At 68.7% G+C, this 15,237-nt stretch carries 13 protein-coding genes and 1 pseudogene; 7 read left to right on the top strand and 7 right to left on the bottom strand.

Going from position 1 to position 15,237, the window contains the following annotated elements; translation table 11 throughout:
* The first annotated feature begins 287 nt into the window (after positions 1–287).
* Entirely contained in the window at positions 288–1,511 is a 1,224-nt protein-coding gene (locus F9278_RS27070; protein ID WP_193241653.1) for a helix-turn-helix domain-containing protein, read from the top strand.
* A 236-nt stretch (positions 1,512–1,747) separates the two neighbouring features.
* Here the strand turns inward: F9278_RS27070 and F9278_RS27065 are convergent.
* The 4 genes and pseudogenes from F9278_RS27065 to F9278_RS27050 all read right to left on the bottom strand — a co-directional run.
* Positions 1,748–1,843, bottom strand: a pseudogene (locus tag F9278_RS27065) (DUF433 domain-containing protein); the annotation flags it as partial.
* A 30-nt stretch (positions 1,844–1,873) separates the two neighbouring features.
* Positions 1,874–3,391: a LacI family DNA-binding transcriptional regulator gene (locus F9278_RS27060; protein ID WP_152170632.1), complete on the bottom strand. Its 1,518-nt coding sequence runs from the start codon at positions 3,389–3,391 to the stop codon at positions 1,874–1,876.
* A 39-nt stretch (positions 3,392–3,430) separates the two neighbouring features.
* Positions 3,431–3,757, bottom strand: a complete 327-nt coding sequence (locus tag F9278_RS47425; protein WP_079103748.1) for a helix-turn-helix domain-containing protein — start codon at positions 3,755–3,757, stop codon at positions 3,431–3,433.
* 104 nt (positions 3,758–3,861) lie between these two features.
* The gene (locus F9278_RS27050) at positions 3,862–4,143 is read right to left on the bottom strand and encodes a helix-turn-helix domain-containing protein (protein WP_152170631.1); all 282 of its coding nucleotides are present in this window, start codon (positions 4,141–4,143) and stop codon (positions 3,862–3,864) included.
* A 442-nt stretch (positions 4,144–4,585) separates the two neighbouring features.
* Here F9278_RS27050 and F9278_RS27045 point away from each other — a divergent pair, with 442 nt between their 5' ends.
* The 4 genes from F9278_RS27045 to F9278_RS27030 all read left to right on the top strand — a co-directional run bounded on the left by F9278_RS27045 (position 4,586) and on the right by F9278_RS27030 (position 8,988).
* On the top strand, positions 4,586–5,428 hold the full coding sequence (locus tag F9278_RS27045) for a helix-turn-helix domain-containing protein (RefSeq protein WP_152170630.1): 843 nt from the start codon (positions 4,586–4,588) through the stop codon (positions 5,426–5,428).
* A gap of 7 nt (positions 5,429–5,435) precedes the next feature.
* Positions 5,436–6,125, top strand: a complete 690-nt coding sequence (locus tag F9278_RS27040) for a zinc finger domain-containing protein (protein ID WP_152170629.1) — start codon at positions 5,436–5,438, stop codon at positions 6,123–6,125.
* Positions 6,126–6,634: 509 nt separating this feature from the next.
* A complete protein-coding gene (locus tag F9278_RS48805) occupies positions 6,635–7,264 on the top strand; it encodes a plasmid mobilization protein (protein WP_404818948.1) in 630 nt (209 codons plus the stop codon).
* Positions 7,261–8,988: a relaxase/mobilization nuclease domain-containing protein gene (locus F9278_RS27030; protein ID WP_152170627.1), complete on the top strand. Its 1,728-nt coding sequence runs from the start codon at positions 7,261–7,263 to the stop codon at positions 8,986–8,988. Before F9278_RS48805 ends, F9278_RS27030 begins: the two co-directional genes overlap by 4 nt.
* A 1,486-nt stretch (positions 8,989–10,474) precedes the next feature.
* On the opposite strand, the gene F9278_RS27020 is transcribed toward F9278_RS27030, so the two are convergent.
* The gene (locus F9278_RS27020) at positions 10,475–11,224 is read right to left on the bottom strand and encodes a DUF317 domain-containing protein (RefSeq protein ID WP_152170626.1); all 750 of its coding nucleotides are present in this window, start codon (positions 11,222–11,224) and stop codon (positions 10,475–10,477) included.
* Positions 11,225–11,440: 216 nt separating this feature from the next.
* On the opposite strand from F9278_RS27020, the gene F9278_RS27015 reads away from it, so the two are divergent.
* Positions 11,441–12,148 (top strand): nucleotidyltransferase domain-containing protein, encoded by a 708-nt coding sequence (locus F9278_RS27015; RefSeq protein WP_152170625.1) that lies wholly within the window; start codon positions 11,441–11,443, stop codon positions 12,146–12,148.
* A gap of 190 nt (positions 12,149–12,338) precedes the next feature.
* Positions 12,339–13,196 (top strand): hypothetical protein, encoded by an 858-nt coding sequence (locus F9278_RS27010; RefSeq protein WP_152170624.1) that lies wholly within the window; start codon positions 12,339–12,341, stop codon positions 13,194–13,196.
* Here F9278_RS27010 and F9278_RS27005 read toward each other — a convergent pair.
* Both F9278_RS27005 and F9278_RS27000 read right to left on the bottom strand, forming a co-directional pair.
* Positions 13,184–14,041 carry an aldo/keto reductase gene (locus F9278_RS27005; RefSeq protein ID WP_152170623.1) on the bottom strand — a complete coding sequence of 286 codons (858 nt, stop codon included), beginning with the start codon at positions 14,039–14,041 and terminating at the stop codon, positions 13,184–13,186. The genes F9278_RS27010 and F9278_RS27005 overlap by 13 nt on opposite strands.
* Positions 13,975–15,171: a JmjC domain-containing protein gene (locus tag F9278_RS27000; protein WP_152170622.1), complete on the bottom strand. Its 1,197-nt coding sequence runs from the start codon at positions 15,169–15,171 to the stop codon at positions 13,975–13,977. Before F9278_RS27000 ends, F9278_RS27005 begins: the two co-directional genes overlap by 67 nt.
* Between the last annotated feature and the right edge of the window lie 66 nt (positions 15,172–15,237).

Here is a 15,237-nt window from a genome sequence, read left to right as displayed (position 1 = left end):
CCATAGTGCGGACACCACACACTAAGTGACGCTATGTTGCACACGCGCAAGCACCATCAGCGACGAAAGGTCCACTGCCATGTCTCGCCTCAACCTCGACCACCTGGCCCTCGCTGCCGCCCGGATCCACGCCGCCGACGAAGTCCGTCGTGACCCGGCCGTTGTCAAGGCGGCCAAGCGGTTCGCGGAGGACAGCGCCCAGGCTCTTCGCTCCGGTGGTGCGCTAGCACGTGAGGCTCAGTCCTCCTGGCGTCGCCACAGCCCGCTGGCCAAAGGGACCGGAACCGATGAATGACTTCAGCGCAGAGGCGATGGGTCTCGTGATCCGCGAGCACCGCCAGGCCCAGAGTCCCTCTATGACCCAGGAAGAGTTGGCTGAGCGGGCCGATTACGGGAAGGGTGGCGCGGTCTCGATCTCCCGGATCGAGCGTGGGCTCGTAAGCCCCGGGGAGCACCGTCTGGCCGCCATCGCCCTCGCGTTCCAACTGACACCCGAGCAACTCAAGCAGGAGGCGGAGGACCGAACCAGGTCTCTCGCTCGGCAGCGGGGCCAGCGGCCGGTGAAGTTGCGCGACCAAGTCGCAGAGACGAAAAGACGTCACGCCGAGATCAACGAGAAGGCGGCCCAGCGGTCGAAGATCACCCAAGAACACGGGGAAGCCTTCAACCATGTCCATGATGTTGCCCGTGACGAGTTTTTCCTCAGGTTTGTGGAGCTGGCCGAAAGCATCGGCGGGGCGCCCGAGCCAGAGAGGCCGAGTGAGGAGGAGATCGAGCGCACGGGCGAGATGCCTACCGCGATACGCATCGAGGCCATGTCCGTCGGGATCGCCAACGCGATCCGCGGTGCCGCCGCTGGAGGTGCGGCCGGGGTAGCAGCCGGCGGCGCCGCGGCCTACGGTGCGTTCACTGCCGCCGCGTTGTTCGGGACCGCCTCCACTGGAGCAGCTATTTCGACGCTGTCCGGGGTCGCCGCGACCAACGCGACTCTGGCCCTCCTGGGAGGAGGCACGCTGGCTGCAGGCGGTGCGGGCATGGCTGGTGGAACTCTGCTGCTCACAGGCATGGTCGCCGCCCCGGCGGCAGCCCTGGCGGCCGCTGGCTTCTACGTCTTGAGGCAACGCCGGAACAAGAAGGAGGAGGAGCGTCTCCGAACTGAGGTAGAGGCTGCGGAGGCGGCTCTGGATCAGTCACAGCAAGGCTTCGACGCGATGATCGACGTACTTGATCGTGCCCCGGCCATCATGGAGTACGTCAGCGTCCACGGCACCCACGCCCTTGAGAAATGGAGGGTAAGTCTGCCGCCGGAGCCCCGGGACTGGGAATCGCTCGGGCATGAGGGGCAGGAACGGTACAAGGAGTTCCTGACCGTGGCGGGATGTCTCCTCGCCGTGAGCAGCATCAACGTCAGCGCTCTCCTCACTGCAGAGCCCGACGCTTTGCCCGAGATGGACAAGGCCATCGACGAGACGCTGCGGTACGCGGACAAAACCATCAAGTCGCTCGTCTGAGTCCCGAAGTCATTGCCACGCGCAGACCTGGCGCTACAGCGCGCCGCAAGTCCCTTCCAGCTGGCGGTGACGGTGGGTGAGGGGCATGCGGCCTGGTCGAACCATTGGGGCTCCTCCACGTCTTGGCCACCGCCGCCCTCATCCACCTCGCCGACTACACCAGGTGGCTGAATCACACGATCCCGACCAGCAGTTAACCTGCGACGCGCTGCACTAGCCCCTGGATAGAAGCCGCTGCCCCGGTCCGGGGGTACACCGTCCCTGACCAGGGCTGCTACCTCGGCAGCGGGAATCCGGGTTCCTTCGATGACCGGCTCACCGCCACGCACCATTCGAGGTAACCGGATGCCGTCTCCCGACCATCAGGCCATCGTCGTGGCGCGAGCGCGCAGCAGCCGATCGAGTACGGCGACCGGTGAGCGCGGATGCAGGCCCCGCCGGGCATCGAGCGCTGCCTCCCACTGCTCAGTCAGGCCGACCTTGAGACGCTCGCGCATGCCGGGGGTCACGTGGGCGTAGCGGGCCGAGACCGAGCCGTCGATGTGGCCCATACGCTCGTCCATCAGCACCTTCTCGGTGCCGAGATCCTCCATGTGCGTGCGGTGGGAGTGGCGCAGGCCGTGCGGGGTGAGCCCTCTGGCAACCGGCAGCCAGCAGGCGTCGGCCCGGCCTTGGGCGTTGCGGCCGCGGACCGGGACACCGGGCCACGGCTCGCCGAGCACCGGGACCGGGCGGGCCTCCTGAGGTGCCTTCTTCGGGTACCACCCGGAGGTGGCCGGCGCGAACAGCCAGGTGGCGAAGCCGTTGCGGCGCCAGTGGGCGGCGTTCTCCGTCGGGACGCCGCCTCGGACGAACTTCAGCTCGGCTATGGCGCGTTCAACACGTACGCGGGTGTCCTCCCGTACCCGCTCGGGGTGGTTGAGGAAATTGGACACGGTACCGCTGGAAACTTCCGCGCGGCGAGCGACGTCCACGAGCTTTGCGCCCGCGTGCCCACCGGTGCGAGCGGTGCCCTGGCCACGGAACACGTACCTCTTGCCGTGGCAGGCGCACGGCGTCGGCTTCGTACGGGCGATGTGGTGGGCGACCAGGGCCGACAGCCAGTCCGTCGCGTCGATGGTGCGGTAGCTGTCGTCCTTGGGCGGGCAGCGGATCAGCTCGCCCGAGTCCAGTTCGTACAGCTGATACTCCACCCGTACGGCGTACGGTCGCGCGAACTCTGTTTCCAGGCCGACGATTTCGCCCCACCGCATGCCCGTGTATCCCTTGAGGATCACGGCGACGAACTCGTCGTCGCGCCCAGACAGCAGGGCCGCGCGTTCGGCGATGAGCAGCAGACCGAGCGGATCGGTGATCACCTTCTCAGGTCCCCGGTCACGGGAACGGCCGGCGCGCTTACCGCGTCCGCGTCGTTTGGTGGCCGGGTTGGCGGCGATTAGGCCCTCGTCCACGGCGTCGGCCAGGATGAGGTGGAGCGTCGAGCGCCAGGTCTTGACGCTGGATGCGGCGTAGACGGACTTCTCCCGCTTCTCCCAGGTGTCCACGTCTGTGCGGAGGATGCCAGCGAGGGCCTTGTCCTGGAACTCGGGGAGCAGGTGCTCCTCGATGTGGCGCCGGTAGTTCTGCATGGTGGATGCGGCCAGGTCCTGGGCGTCGTACCAGCGGCTGGCGTACTCGCCGAAGGTCTCCTGTCCGGCGGCAGGGTCGCGCCAGGTGCCGCGCCGGACCCTGGCCTCTTCCTCGTCTGCGGCCTGCTTCGCCTCGCGCTTCGTGGCGAACTTGACCACCACACCCGTCGGGTCGGCGACGGTGCCGTACTTGCCTTCGCTGACCTTGTACCTGCCGCGCCAGTAACTGCCGCGTTTCTCGGCGAATCCCATGCCTCGTGCTCCCTCCTTCCTGTGGTCTGCTGTGTCGTGCTAGGCCGCAGTGCCGTACTGGGACCTGCGGGGCGGTCGGGCCTGGAGGCGTTGCGCGGAGGGCATCGGGGGCTGGGGCAGTCGCCCCGTACGCGATGACGTAGTTGTCGGCGCAGGCTGAGGTGTCCGGGGATGGGTGCGCTGCGCGGACCACGTGGCCGGCTCTTCGTGGATGCGGATGATCTCGGCGAGGTGTCCGGCGGTGAAGCGGTATGCGCGACCGACCCGCGTGTGCGGTATCAGGCGCCTGCGCGCCCGGTCCTTGACCCACCAGACAGAGCAGCCGAGCGTCTCGGCGATCTCCTCGGGGCGGTAGAGGCGGGGCAAGGCTGCTTTGCCCTCGGTGCGGGGAAGCGGGCGTGTGAGAGCAGGGGGTGTTGCGGTGTGGCGCAAGAGGGGTGGGTTCCTAACTCTGTGGTGGGCGTACTCGGTCAGCGGCGCTGAACGAAACTCGTCACGGGGCCCTCGGCCTCCTGCAGCAGCACGAGGGGCGAGACAAGGAGGGCTTGGGCGAGGGCGACGAGGTCGTCGATGTCGCAGCGGCGTTGGGCGCGTTCGATGCGGGACAGCATCGTGTTGGTCATCGGACGGCCGAGGGCGCTGACGCGGGCGGCGAGCTCGCGCTGGGCGAGGCCGCGTTCGGTGCGGAGGATTTCGATAGTGCGGGCGGTCCGTATTCCGGCCGGTCCGATTTCCAGGGATCGTGCTGCCATGACTCCATTTGTAGCTTCCATTCGCCGGTTTGGTTAACCGGCGATCGTCGGCTATGTTGCGCCCGGCGAACGGCTGGGGCTTACCTCTCGGCTGGGTTCCGAGTGTCCGGTCGGCCGTGTCTTCGCCAGCTCGAAGGCATGCTCTGACGTGGGGTGTTGTGTTGTAGCTTGCGCTCGCAGCGGAGTCAATGGGTTCTCGACGTGATGCTTCTGGCTTCATCTAACGGTGCACTATTTCCGCAACGGCCGATTCGGGTTTATGGTTTTGGTGATGCCGCGCAGCATCCGTTCGCCGTCGGCTGTCTGATTTCCTGACGGAATGCTGGACTTGTGCGGCATGGATGTGGCTGTCTTGGCTATACGACGCCACCACCCCTCCCCCGTGCATCGCCCGACAAGGGCTCACTGCACCTCCACGCCCTGACCTAGGAGCCGCCGCCCGATGAGCTACGACGCCCGTGAATGGGTGTGGGACCACAGCCACAGCAAGGGCACCGCCCGCATGGTCCTCGCCCTGATCGCCGACCGGTGCCGCGACCGGCACTGCGTCGCGTATGCGTCCGTGCCCACCCTGATGAAACGCGCCAACGCCTCCCGCACCGCCGTGCGCGACGCCCTGGCGAAACTGATCGCCGACGGTGAACTGGTGCAGTTCCCCGACCGCAAGGGACCACGCGGAGAGACCTACTACTGCCTCCCGATCGCCGCCCTCTACCTTGCCGAACAAGCCAGGGAGGGGGATCGGAATCCGCCCCTCCCAGGGGATCAGATTTCGACCCCCTGGGGGCCAGAATCCGACCCTGCTAACCCCTTTGAAGAGGGGCCGGATTCCGGCCCCGGGGAACGGCATCCGGCCCTCAGGGAGTACGGATTCCGACCCGAAGGGGGTGCAGATTCCGACCCCCAGAACAGAAGAGAACCGAAGGTGAACGGTAAGAGCAGCAGCTCTGCCCCACTCATCTCCGCCATCGAGTGGCAGATCGACGACAACGCCCGTGCCTGGCTGCAGCAGCACGGCCACCTCGACCGACTCGGCGAAAACGCCCTGCACACCGCCGACGAGAAGTGGCGCACCTACCGGAGCTCGTGGGCGCCCCGCACCGCCGACGCGTGGGCCGCCGACTGGCGCGCGTGGATCGCCCGGGAACACACCCCCGCCCCTGGTCGCCCGAACCTCTACGCCCTGCCCGGCGGTACCCCCGCCCCGACCACCGGCATGACGCGATCCGAGGCGCACATGGCCGCCCTGCTCGCCGCCCTCGACGAGCCGACTGGAACGGAGTAACCCGTCTTTGGACCGACGCGAAGTCGCCGCCGTCCTCGCCTACATCGGGCACCTCGACCCCCGCACCGTCCGCACCGGCACGGGCGACGCACGTGACCAGATCGCCCAGTGGCAGGATCTGCTCGCTGACGTGCCCTTCGCCACCGACCACGGCTGGGACGTCCGCCAGGCGATACGGTCGCACGTCCTCGACTCCCCGTACCCGATCCTGCCCGTGGACGTCGCCCGCAGATGGCGTGCCCACCGACGCGACCGCCTCGACCGGCACACCGACCCCACCCCGGCCGCCGACCCCGACGATCCGACTGCCTGGCGTGCCGAGCTGCTCCGGTCCCGGAACGCGGTCGCCGCCGGCATTGCCGCCCCTTCGACACACCACCAGATCACCAGCGGTGGCCAGCCTCGCGACGTCGAGGAGCGGCTGCGCGAGATCGGGTCGTGCATCCCGCCGGCCGTACGCACCGAGCTGGCCCGCTACCGCCCGACCCGCGCCGCGCGCGAGGCAGCCGTAGCCGACGGTGTCCCCGATACGCTCGGTGTCCGCTGCGACTGGTGCCACGCGCCTGTGGGCTCCCCGTGCCGTCAGCGGAGGGCGAGCCCTGACGGAGCTGCCCGGGGCAATGTCGTACGTGCGACTCCCCACCCGTCGCGCGTCGACCTCGCCGCTGCCCGGATGGACCGACACCGAGTTGCGTGACACAGCTCGGCGTCACTCCTCGCGGCAGCTGCGTGGGGCTACGACCGTCGGTCCCGAACCGGTCATACAACGGTCCCGATGAGCACCTCGGGGACCGCGTCCCGGGGACCGTGCCGACGATTTCCGGGGACCGGTCCCCTTTGAAACCGCAGCTCAGAGGGCCTTTCATGCCGGTCCCCAGAACGGCCACAGCAACGGGGACCGTCCCCACAGCAGCCAGTTCGGTCCCCTTGGGGACAGGACCATGCAGTGAAAGGGGGACGGTCCCCGTGACGGCGTGTCAGGGGGACCGTCCCCGATGAGCCTCGTGTCCCGGTCCCCAAGCGTCTGGGGACCGTGCACCGCAGCGCTTTGGGGACCGGTCCCCCTTGCTCTCCTCGCAACGACAGCCCCGCCCTGACTGCGGCTACCGCAACTCCCACGACCGTCGAATCGCCCCGACCGCTGGCCTCATCTGCCATCGCTCGGCGCCTCATCCCCCTACCGACCACACCCCCGGAGAGCCGCACGTGCACGACCGACACCACGAACACACCAACTGGCAGGAGACACCCATCGCCCCAGACAACCGCACAGCAAGTTGGAGGTTCGGACACTCCCCCGCAGGGGGAGCGCCCGAGCCCGACCCCGCCCCGGGGGTGGCGGGGTCCGTCCGGCGCCAGGGGGCGCCGGACGGGAAGGCTGCGACCGAGGGCGGATCGCAGCCAGGGAAGGCCGGCCGCAAGCGCCGGACCAAGATCAGAGGGAAGGCGCGTCCGCGCGACAAGAAGCAGCGTCCCGCCCAGAGTGTCCGCCTCAGCGATCGAGAGCACGCCATCATCCAGGCCGGCGCCGATGCCGTCGGCATGAGTCTGGCCGGCTTCCTCGCCCACTCCGCGCTGGCTGCCGCCCGTGACCAGTCCCGCACCGCCGCCACCATTGCCACCGAACGCGATGTGCTCACCGAGCTGTTCGCCATGCGCCGTCAGCTCGGCTGGGCCGGCAGTAACCTCAACCAGGTGGCCAAGACCCTCAACTCCGGCAGCGATGTACCCCACCTCAAGGAGGTACTCGCCGACATCCACCGCGCGGCCAACGCCGTCAAGAAGGCCGCCGACCGTGTCACCCACCGCCAGGAGCAAGAAGGTGAGGCGGCTTGATCCCCAGCATCCACAAACAGGGCAGCCGCACCCTCGGCCTGCTCCGCTACCTCTACGGCAAGGGCACGCACGAGGAGCACATCGACCCCCACCTGGTCGCCTCCTTCGACCACATGGCGCCCGACCCCGGCCGCGACCCCTCGGCCACGATGGAGGACCTCAAGCAGCTCCTCGACCAGCCCCTCCATCTGCTCGACGCCGACCAGCGACCCGAGAAGCACGTGTGGCACTGTTCGGTGCGCGCCGCTCCCGACGACCCGATCCTGACCGACGAACAGTGGGCCGACATCGCCCGCCGCATCGTCGCGGCCACCGGCATCGACCCCGGCGACGGTGCGGGCTGCCGCTGGGCTGCCGTCCGCCACGCGGACGACCACATCCACATCGTCGCCACCCTCGTACGCGAAGACGGCCGCCGCCCCGACCATCACCGTTCCGGCAAACGCGCCCAGGCCGAAGCGCGCCTCATCGAAGCCGACTACGGCCTCCACCGCGTCGCCCCCGGCGACGGCACTGCCGCCAAGTGCACCACCAGCGCCGAGCGGCACAAGGCCGAACGTCTGGGCAAGGAGCGTGCCTCCCGCGAGGAACTGCGTGAGACCGTCCGCCGCGCGGTGGCCGGTGCCGCTTCCACGGATGAGTTCCTCGGCCGCCTCAAGGACGCCGGGCTTCTCGTCCGCGTCAAGGTCATGCCCTCCGGTGACCTGAAGGGCTACAAGGTCGCCTTGCCCGACGACCGTAACGAGGACAAGGAGCCGATCTACTACGCCGGATCCACCCTCGCCCCCGACCTGTCGCTGCCCCGTATCCAGAAACGCTTCACCACCGACTCCGTCCCAGCGGAGGCCGCCGACAGCGAGCGGCCGGAACGCCCTACCGCGCCCTCGGCACCCGCTGCGGCTCGGCGCACCACCGCCCACGCGGCCTGGGCGGCACTGCTCGTCCTCGACCACAGTGGCGACGACGGCGCGGCTGCCGCCCAGATCGCCGCCACCGGCGAGGTCCTCGACGCCCTCGCCAAGACCTCCGCCCTCCACACCCGCAACGAACTGCGCCAAGCGGCCTGGGAGTTCGAGCGGGCCTCCCGCTCCCACACCCGAGCCGAGTTCCGCCACGCGCAGGACCTGCGTCGCGCGGCACGCGACCTTGTCTACGGCGGGCCCGCGTTCGGCCGGGGCGAGGACGGGGCCGGCACCGCGATGGTCCTGGACACGCTGATCTTCCTCGCCATCGCCGCCTCCCACTGGCACGCCCAGCGTCAGCACGCCCAGCAGGCCGAGGCCGCCCGCCGGGCCGCCGAGCACCTGCGGGCCGCCTACCAGCAGGCAGCCGCCGAACCCCTCACGGTGCTGCGCGAACGTGGCCGCCGTATCGCCCCGTCCCTGCGCCACCACCACGCCACCACCGTGCGCGCCGCCCTGCCCGAGCTCGCCGAGACCGTCCTGGCCGAGCCCGGCTGGGACGCCCTGGCTGCCACCCTCGCCGACGCCACAAAGGCAGGCCACAACCCGCAGGCCCTACTCGCCGAGGCCGCCGCCCGCAGGGAACTGGGCACCGCCGATTCCATCAGCGACGTCCTGGTCTGGCGCCTGCGTCACCTGGCTGGCCTTCCCGCCTACGCGCCGTCGACCCCGGAACCCACCCAGGCCAGCCGCCTCCCGGCCGGCCAGGCCGCGACTCCGCACATCGCAGCGCCTTCGGCACCACGCGCACCGCGCCGCTGATCCCGGCACGGGTCCGTAGCCGACCACGCCGCTGACGACACCGGCTGCGCGTTGCACGACGGGCCCGACCGGTTCTCCCGGTCGGGCCCGTCGTCATGCACCTACACCAGCGTCGACCGCTCAGGCACGCATATGCCTTGCAACACCCCCCGAGTCCCAGCCCCGCTCTCGGCGGCAGCGACATCCATCACTCGGCGCGTGACCGACGTCACATCGAAATCTCGGCAGCATCGCGAGCCTACTCTCGCCGCCTTGTCTGCTCGCGCTCAAATGCTGTGTGCCCATCTGACGGCCTCTCTGATGCCCAGAGGCCAAAAACGACCCCTGGATGCCGAGAGGTTCCCGGTTAGTACGCGCATAAGTACTGCCGATATTGCGCGACGGGCCAAGCAGCGCCCAAGTCACCGCACGGGGTAGCCAGTTAGGGAGCTAAGCTCATGGCGCTGCTCATCTCCCTCCGCGATGTCCCGGCCGACAGCCGGGTCGGTCGGAGCTCCCCAACATGGGGTGCCCTGGGAAGAGAGGGGCAGCAATGAGGGATCGATCGTTCAGGAAGGCCGGGAAGCGCTGGCCTGGCCCGGACCGCTGGCAGGTAATCCTGTCGGCACTCAGCCTTCTCGTGGCGGTCGTTGCTCTCGTGGAGCAAGTAACGCGGTGAGTCCGGCCGTGAACTAGACGGCCGGACTCGACCGCCGCTCCGCGGGCAATGGTCCGGTCTGGGTACGACCAGGCCGGACCGTGTCCGGGAGCCGTCTTCGCGAGATGCGCCGCTCGGATCACAGATTCAAGTTGAACTACAAGTTGGCCTACAACTTGTGGCACACCCAAGCTACACGGGGTTAGGTGCAGCGCACGTCACCGCTGGTAGTTCGCGGCATTCCGTGAAACGGGTACCAAGGCGACAGCGTCACAGTGGGCGGGCGTTCAGCGGCCGAAGTGACGCAGGCTCTCTTCGAGGGTGGAGTGGAACCGGTCGACCGGACCGGAGTTGCGGGTGTATCAGGCGGCGTCCAGGCCGGGGTCCTTCGTCTCGTGGCCGCACCGGCAGCGCAGCCACACCGAGTCGTCGCGCAGGCCGAGACGATCCAGTCCCGGTGCCCACCGCTGCATGGACGCGTACGAACTTCGCCGTCGACGACGAGCGGCTGCTGCCAGCGCATCATGAACCCCGCCGCCTGGCGCGACGGTATCCGCAACTCCGGTGGCAGGAAGGTGTGCGCTACCCCATCCGGCACCGGCGGAGCCGGATGGTCGGAGTGGGAGCATCTGGCCACGGCTGCGTGGCCCGCAGCTTCTGGAGCAACTCGTTGCCCGCGCGCTGGACTTCACGAATGCACGTTTCTCGCCAACGCTTCGGAACAAGAACAAGACCTTCTCCCTCTCTTGCTATTGATGGGCGCGAGGAGCGCTCCTCAGGTATCCGGCCCGCTGCCGCTCGGGGAGAACGGCGGCAAGCCGCTCCACAGAGGCTCCTCGGGAGAAGTCGTCAGCCACGGCGGATGACGGTCACCCGACCCTCGGCGCTCTCGGGCACCGTGCGGCGGGATACCGGAACCGGTGAGGCGAGCGATGTGGCGAACGCCGCGACCAGATCATGAGGAAAACTGGCGCTGAAGCTGGCGCACCACAGGTACGCGGCGCCAGGGAGGGGTTCCGCCCACGCTTGCCAGCCCAGTAGGTCAGGGCGAGGATCGGCGTCCTGGATGAGCGGCGGCAGCATCTCCAGGGACACGCTGGCGGAGAACCCGGGATCCATGGCGGTGGTCCAAGGCCGGTCCACGTCGCGCACCCAGCCTTGGGCGCTGAGCCCGTCGACGACCCTCTCCGGCCCGTCCAGGCCGACGTCGGGCGTCTCACGTGCGTCGATCGCCAGGAGGAGGTCGGCGAGCACCTCGTAGGGGACGCCGGTGGTGAAGTACGCGTTCCACTCCGTCATCGCGGACGTGGCATGCGGGCGGGCACTCAGCTGCCAGGCAACGGGCAGTCCGCCCAGCTCGAACGGGTAGGCCGCGAGGATCCACTCGGCGCCGCGCAGCCCGTCCGGGCTCACGTACAGCAGGGTGTGGCGGGCCGTGGGCCACATGCGCCAGCCGAGGCCGGCCAGGATGTCGCCGATCCGCTCGGCGAGAGCGCCGTCGTCACCGGCGAGGTGACGCGGGGTGACCCAGTACACCGGGTCCGTCGGGGAGGGGAGGGAAGGGTCGGTGGGGTGGTGCGGGTGCAGGGGCGCCTCCATGGGCTCAGGGCAGATCTTCCAGCGGAGCGTTGTACGTTGACATGCCGTGGCGCGGTATGACAGTCATCGCGGGATGTTTCCTGTCTGCCCTCGGCGAACCAATGCGGTGGCCCCCTGGCGACAGGGCAGGCGACAGGAACAGAGCACCTGGGCGCCATCGATGGCGCGGGCGCAAAACCCCGTGCGCGGTGCGCACAAGGTGCCGATAGTTGAGGCATGGACGCGATTGACTCCGCATGCGCCGTTGTCGAGGAACACCATCCTGACGCCCGGGCGGCGTTCCTGGGAGGCAGCGTCGTGACGGGCCGCCGCACAGCGATGTCCGACCTCGACATCGTCGTGCTGCTCAATGGAGCCCCAGCCCCGTACCGGGCGAGCATCCGGCACGGCGACTGGCCGGTGGAGCTGTTCGTGCACACCGAGACGACCTGGCACGCGTATGTCGAGCGGGAAGTACGCAAGCGCCGGTCACCGCTGCTCTGGATGTGCGCCGACGGGCTGCTGCTCTTCGACACCGACGGAGTCGGTGCGCGTGTCGCCGCCGAAGCCCGGAAGCTGACCGCCGCGGGACCACCCAGTGTGTCAGCCGAGGAAATCGATGACCGTCGCTACGCGATCACCGACCTCCTCGATGATCTTTCGGGAAGCACCGACCAGGGCGAGCGGCTGTTCATCGCCACTGAACTGGCGCGGAGAACGGGCGAGTTGGCACTGGCCATCGGCGGGTCCTGGAACGGAGGCGGGAAGTGGCTGGCACGCCGCCTCGATACCACGGCACCAGGGCTCAGCATGCGCCTGCACCAGGCGGTCCGTGAGGTGCTGGAGGGCCAGGTCGAGCCCCTCATCGGTGTGGTGGACGAGGTACTCGGGCAAGCCGGCGGCCGGTTGTGGGTTGGCTACACGCGCGGGGGCAGAATGCCATGAGCAGGCCCGGCAACCGGAGCCGATCAGCAAGCGTGACCGCGACCGGGCTGGAGATGCCTGGAGCAGGCGGCAGCTCCGGTGCACAGGCTCACATCGCCCTCCATACAGTCGGATCTGGATGTGGCTGACGGCTACCGCCCGTGCCTCGGCGCCGGGCACCTCCCGCCGCACCACTGCTACGGTCGCCTCCATGGCTCTCTCCGTCTCCATGGGTCAGGCTGTTGATCTACGGGTGCAGCAGGTTGACGAGGTTCTTGATCGTGTCGAGCGGTCTCTGCAGGTGCGCTTGCTCCCGGACACCGTGGTGCGCAAACGCCGATCTGTGGGAGCCAGGACGATCCGCGACACCTGGGTGCGGATCGAGCGGCGCTCGCTCGAAAAGATCCCCGATCAGGGATGGAACGGCACCGAAAGTGCCGCGCGCCTGGAGGGCATCGCCCAGCCTGAGTGGCGCGGATGTGTGGTCTGGCGGGACACAGACGAGCCGGTGATGTGGCGGGCCGACGAAACCGGGCTCCTGCCGGGGGCTCCCGTCGGAAGCGCCATCTTGAGTGAGGCCCCGGAGATGACGGACGCCTGGTGGGAGGCGTTGAACGCCTCATTGGACGCTCTGGCGGCACAGGACACCGGGCGGATCGCCACACCGGACACCGTCACCATCACCCAGGCCCTCGTCACCGAGTCCATCCGCGGTGTCTTCTCGGGTGACTTCGATACGACCGTGGAGCGGTGGGTGCCGGCCCACGCGGACCTGAACTGGGCGAACATGACGGCTCCGACGTTCAGCCTCTTCGACTGGGAGGACTGGGGTAGCGCGCCGCTGGGGCTGGATTCGTCCTCCCTGTGGGCGAGTTCCATTGCGGTCCCGGCTCTGGCCGATCGCGTAAGGCTCGAGCGCCGGTCGGACTTCGAGAGCCGGGACGGCAAGTTGATGACGTTGTTCGCCTGTTCGAAGATCCTCGGACCGTACGCGCACCCGGAGGACCCTCGGCTGGAACCCGCCCGGCGCATGGCTGAGCGGGTCATCGAGCAGCTTCAAGCGGGCTGAGCGCGCGAGCGGTCTCGGAGGAGACTCCGATATTCCTGGACGGTCCGCTCGTCGACCCCGCCCGCCAGGGTTCCGACGAGTTCGCCGAGATGGGCGGGCTCATCGGTGCCCACGGCGACGGTGCCGACCCGCGGGAGGTGATAGGCGACTCTGAACGCCGCCTGTACGCAGGAGAGTTGGCTGCCGTCCCGGAGGAAGACGCGTGGATCGATCCTGTCCCACACAGGAGTGCTGGTACTGCCCCCGAAAGGGCTCATCCCCCACACCTTGGCGCCCTCCAGACCCCACGCCTTGGTGATGGCATCCGCGGCATCCAGCGTTCTGGCTCCGACCAGCAAACCGGCGCGGACCATGAGGACCGTCGGCTTCGGTACGGTCATGTCGATGAGGCTCAGCAGCGGTAACGGGTCCCAGGACGCGACGCCCCAGGCGGCGCAGAGTCCCTTCGCTACGGCCGCGTCGAGAGTGGCGCACGCCTGTATCAGCGCGTCCTGGTTGTGAGGGGCGGCTTCACGGAGCGAATGCTCCGGGTTGTGCAGGAACACCAGGTCCGGCTCCCGCCCGAGGTCCTGGGCGGCCTGTTCCACGGCCGCGTGCAGACGTACGGGGTCCAGGGAATGCTCCGCCCCGTCCGGCCCCGGGAAATAGCCGACCTTGGTGGAGACCGTGAACTTCGGCAGCAGGTCACCTGCTGTCCGCGCCAGGACCTCATGCGAGCGGAAGCCGAGATAGTTGCTGCTGGTGTCGAGTGCGGTGACACCGAGGTCCAACGCACCGGTCAGGAGACGGCGTTCGTGACGAGATCGGTGTAGCCCAAGGACAACTCGGGGGTGAGCACCGCGCACAGTTCCTCCTCCACCAGGATCTCGGCGACCTCAGTCACTTCGGCTCCGACGACGGCCGCGGATCGCTCCAGCGCGACCGGCTGGCCGCTGAGCAGCAGACGCAGTGCGGGTAGGGCCTTGGCCGTGAGGGTGAGCTTCTTCCCGGAGGCCACGACGTGGACGGTCTCCCCGCTTTCCTCGATGCGGGGCGGGAAGTGGGTGGTGCACACCACGGCGGCGAGCGGCCCGAATATGTCGAGGAAGGGCACGTGCCGAGGCAGCGTCGTCTCTTGCTCGTACGCGGCGAGGAAGTCGGCCGGGGAGCGTTCACCGACAAGCTGGGCGGCAGCCGCGCTCAGTGCCTCGCCGCCGGTTCCGTGCCAGCGGTCGAGGTCGTGGCGGAAGATCTCATGCTCGCGGCACCAGTCGGCCAGCCATGCGAGCCAGCTTGCTCCCGTGCGCTTGGTGATGCCGAAGGTGACGTGCAGGCTCTTGCCGGAGCCGCTGCCGGTCCGTGTCGCCTGGTGCCAGTGGCCCCGGGGGATGTGCATGACGTCACCGGTCCGCATGGTGCCGGACCAGATGATCTCGTCGCTCGGGGTGTTGTTGGGGTCGGCGTCCCGGTACATGGGGACTGCGCGGGAGGTCGCGCGGACCTCCCACTCCTTCTCGCCGGCGAGTTGGACGATGACGACATCGTGGTCGTCCCAGTGCAAGGGGAAGCCGGAGGCGTCGTTCGTCGTCAGGTACGCGTTGACCTGGACTCGCTCGTGGGACCACCACTGCAGGGCCCGGCAGGCGACCTCCATCGTCGGATCGAAGACGTTGGCCTGGTCCATGATCACCGTCGCGCCTTGTCCCAGGATCTTGCCCAGGCTGCGCATGTTGGCCATGGGGATGCTCTGGCCCCGAGGGCTGACGCTGTCGGTGTAGTAGATGGCCGGATGGACCTCCTCGCCCTTCTGGAAGCACCGGAACTGCGGGCGGTTCAGGCTCCTGCGCATCGCGATGTCGAGCAGACGGTTCGGGGTCATGATGCGGGAGACGAGTGCGGGGTCGTCCATGCTCCCGCATACGAAGTCCTTGCCCAGCTCCTCCGCCCCGTTCCATCCGAGCGCAGTCTCGATGGCGCTGATCAACCGATGTTCCATCGTTACGTCCTCCATGGGGTCGACCACGTGATTCGGACGCGGTGGGGGCCGACACGGCCGAGCGCG

The organism is Streptomyces phaeolivaceus, from assembly GCF_009184865.1.
Lineage (GTDB): Bacteria > Actinomycetota > Actinomycetes > Streptomycetales > Streptomycetaceae > Streptomyces > Streptomyces phaeolivaceus.
Note: the sequence above shows the minus strand (reverse complement) of the source record. Positions and strands in the feature narration are given on the sequence as shown.

What these genes read in the sequence shown, in the direction of transcription:
- F9278_RS27060 (WP_152170632.1), bottom strand. Translation starts at nt 3,391, where the DNA reads ATGGGATTCGCCGAGAAACGCGGCAGTTACTGGCGCGGCAGGTACAAG.
- F9278_RS27015 (WP_152170625.1), top strand. Translation starts at nt 11,441, where the DNA reads ATGGACGCGATTGACTCCGCATGCGCCGTTGTCGAGGAACACCATCCT.
- F9278_RS27000 (WP_152170622.1), bottom strand. Translation starts at nt 15,171, where the DNA reads ATGGAACATCGGTTGATCAGCGCCATCGAGACTGCGCTCGGATGGAAC.
- F9278_RS27070 (WP_193241653.1), top strand. Translation starts at nt 288, where the DNA reads ATGAATGACTTCAGCGCAGAGGCGATGGGTCTCGTGATCCGCGAGCAC.
- F9278_RS27010 (WP_152170624.1), top strand. Translation starts at nt 12,339, where the DNA reads ATGGCTCTCTCCGTCTCCATGGGTCAGGCTGTTGATCTACGGGTGCAG.
- F9278_RS27020 (WP_152170626.1), bottom strand. Translation starts at nt 11,224, where the DNA reads ATGGAGGCGCCCCTGCACCCGCACCACCCCACCGACCCTTCCCTCCCC.
- F9278_RS27045 (WP_152170630.1), top strand. Translation starts at nt 4,586, where the DNA reads ATGAGCTACGACGCCCGTGAATGGGTGTGGGACCACAGCCACAGCAAG.
- F9278_RS27050 (WP_152170631.1), bottom strand. Translation starts at nt 4,143, where the DNA reads ATGGCAGCACGATCCCTGGAAATCGGACCGGCCGGAATACGGACCGCC.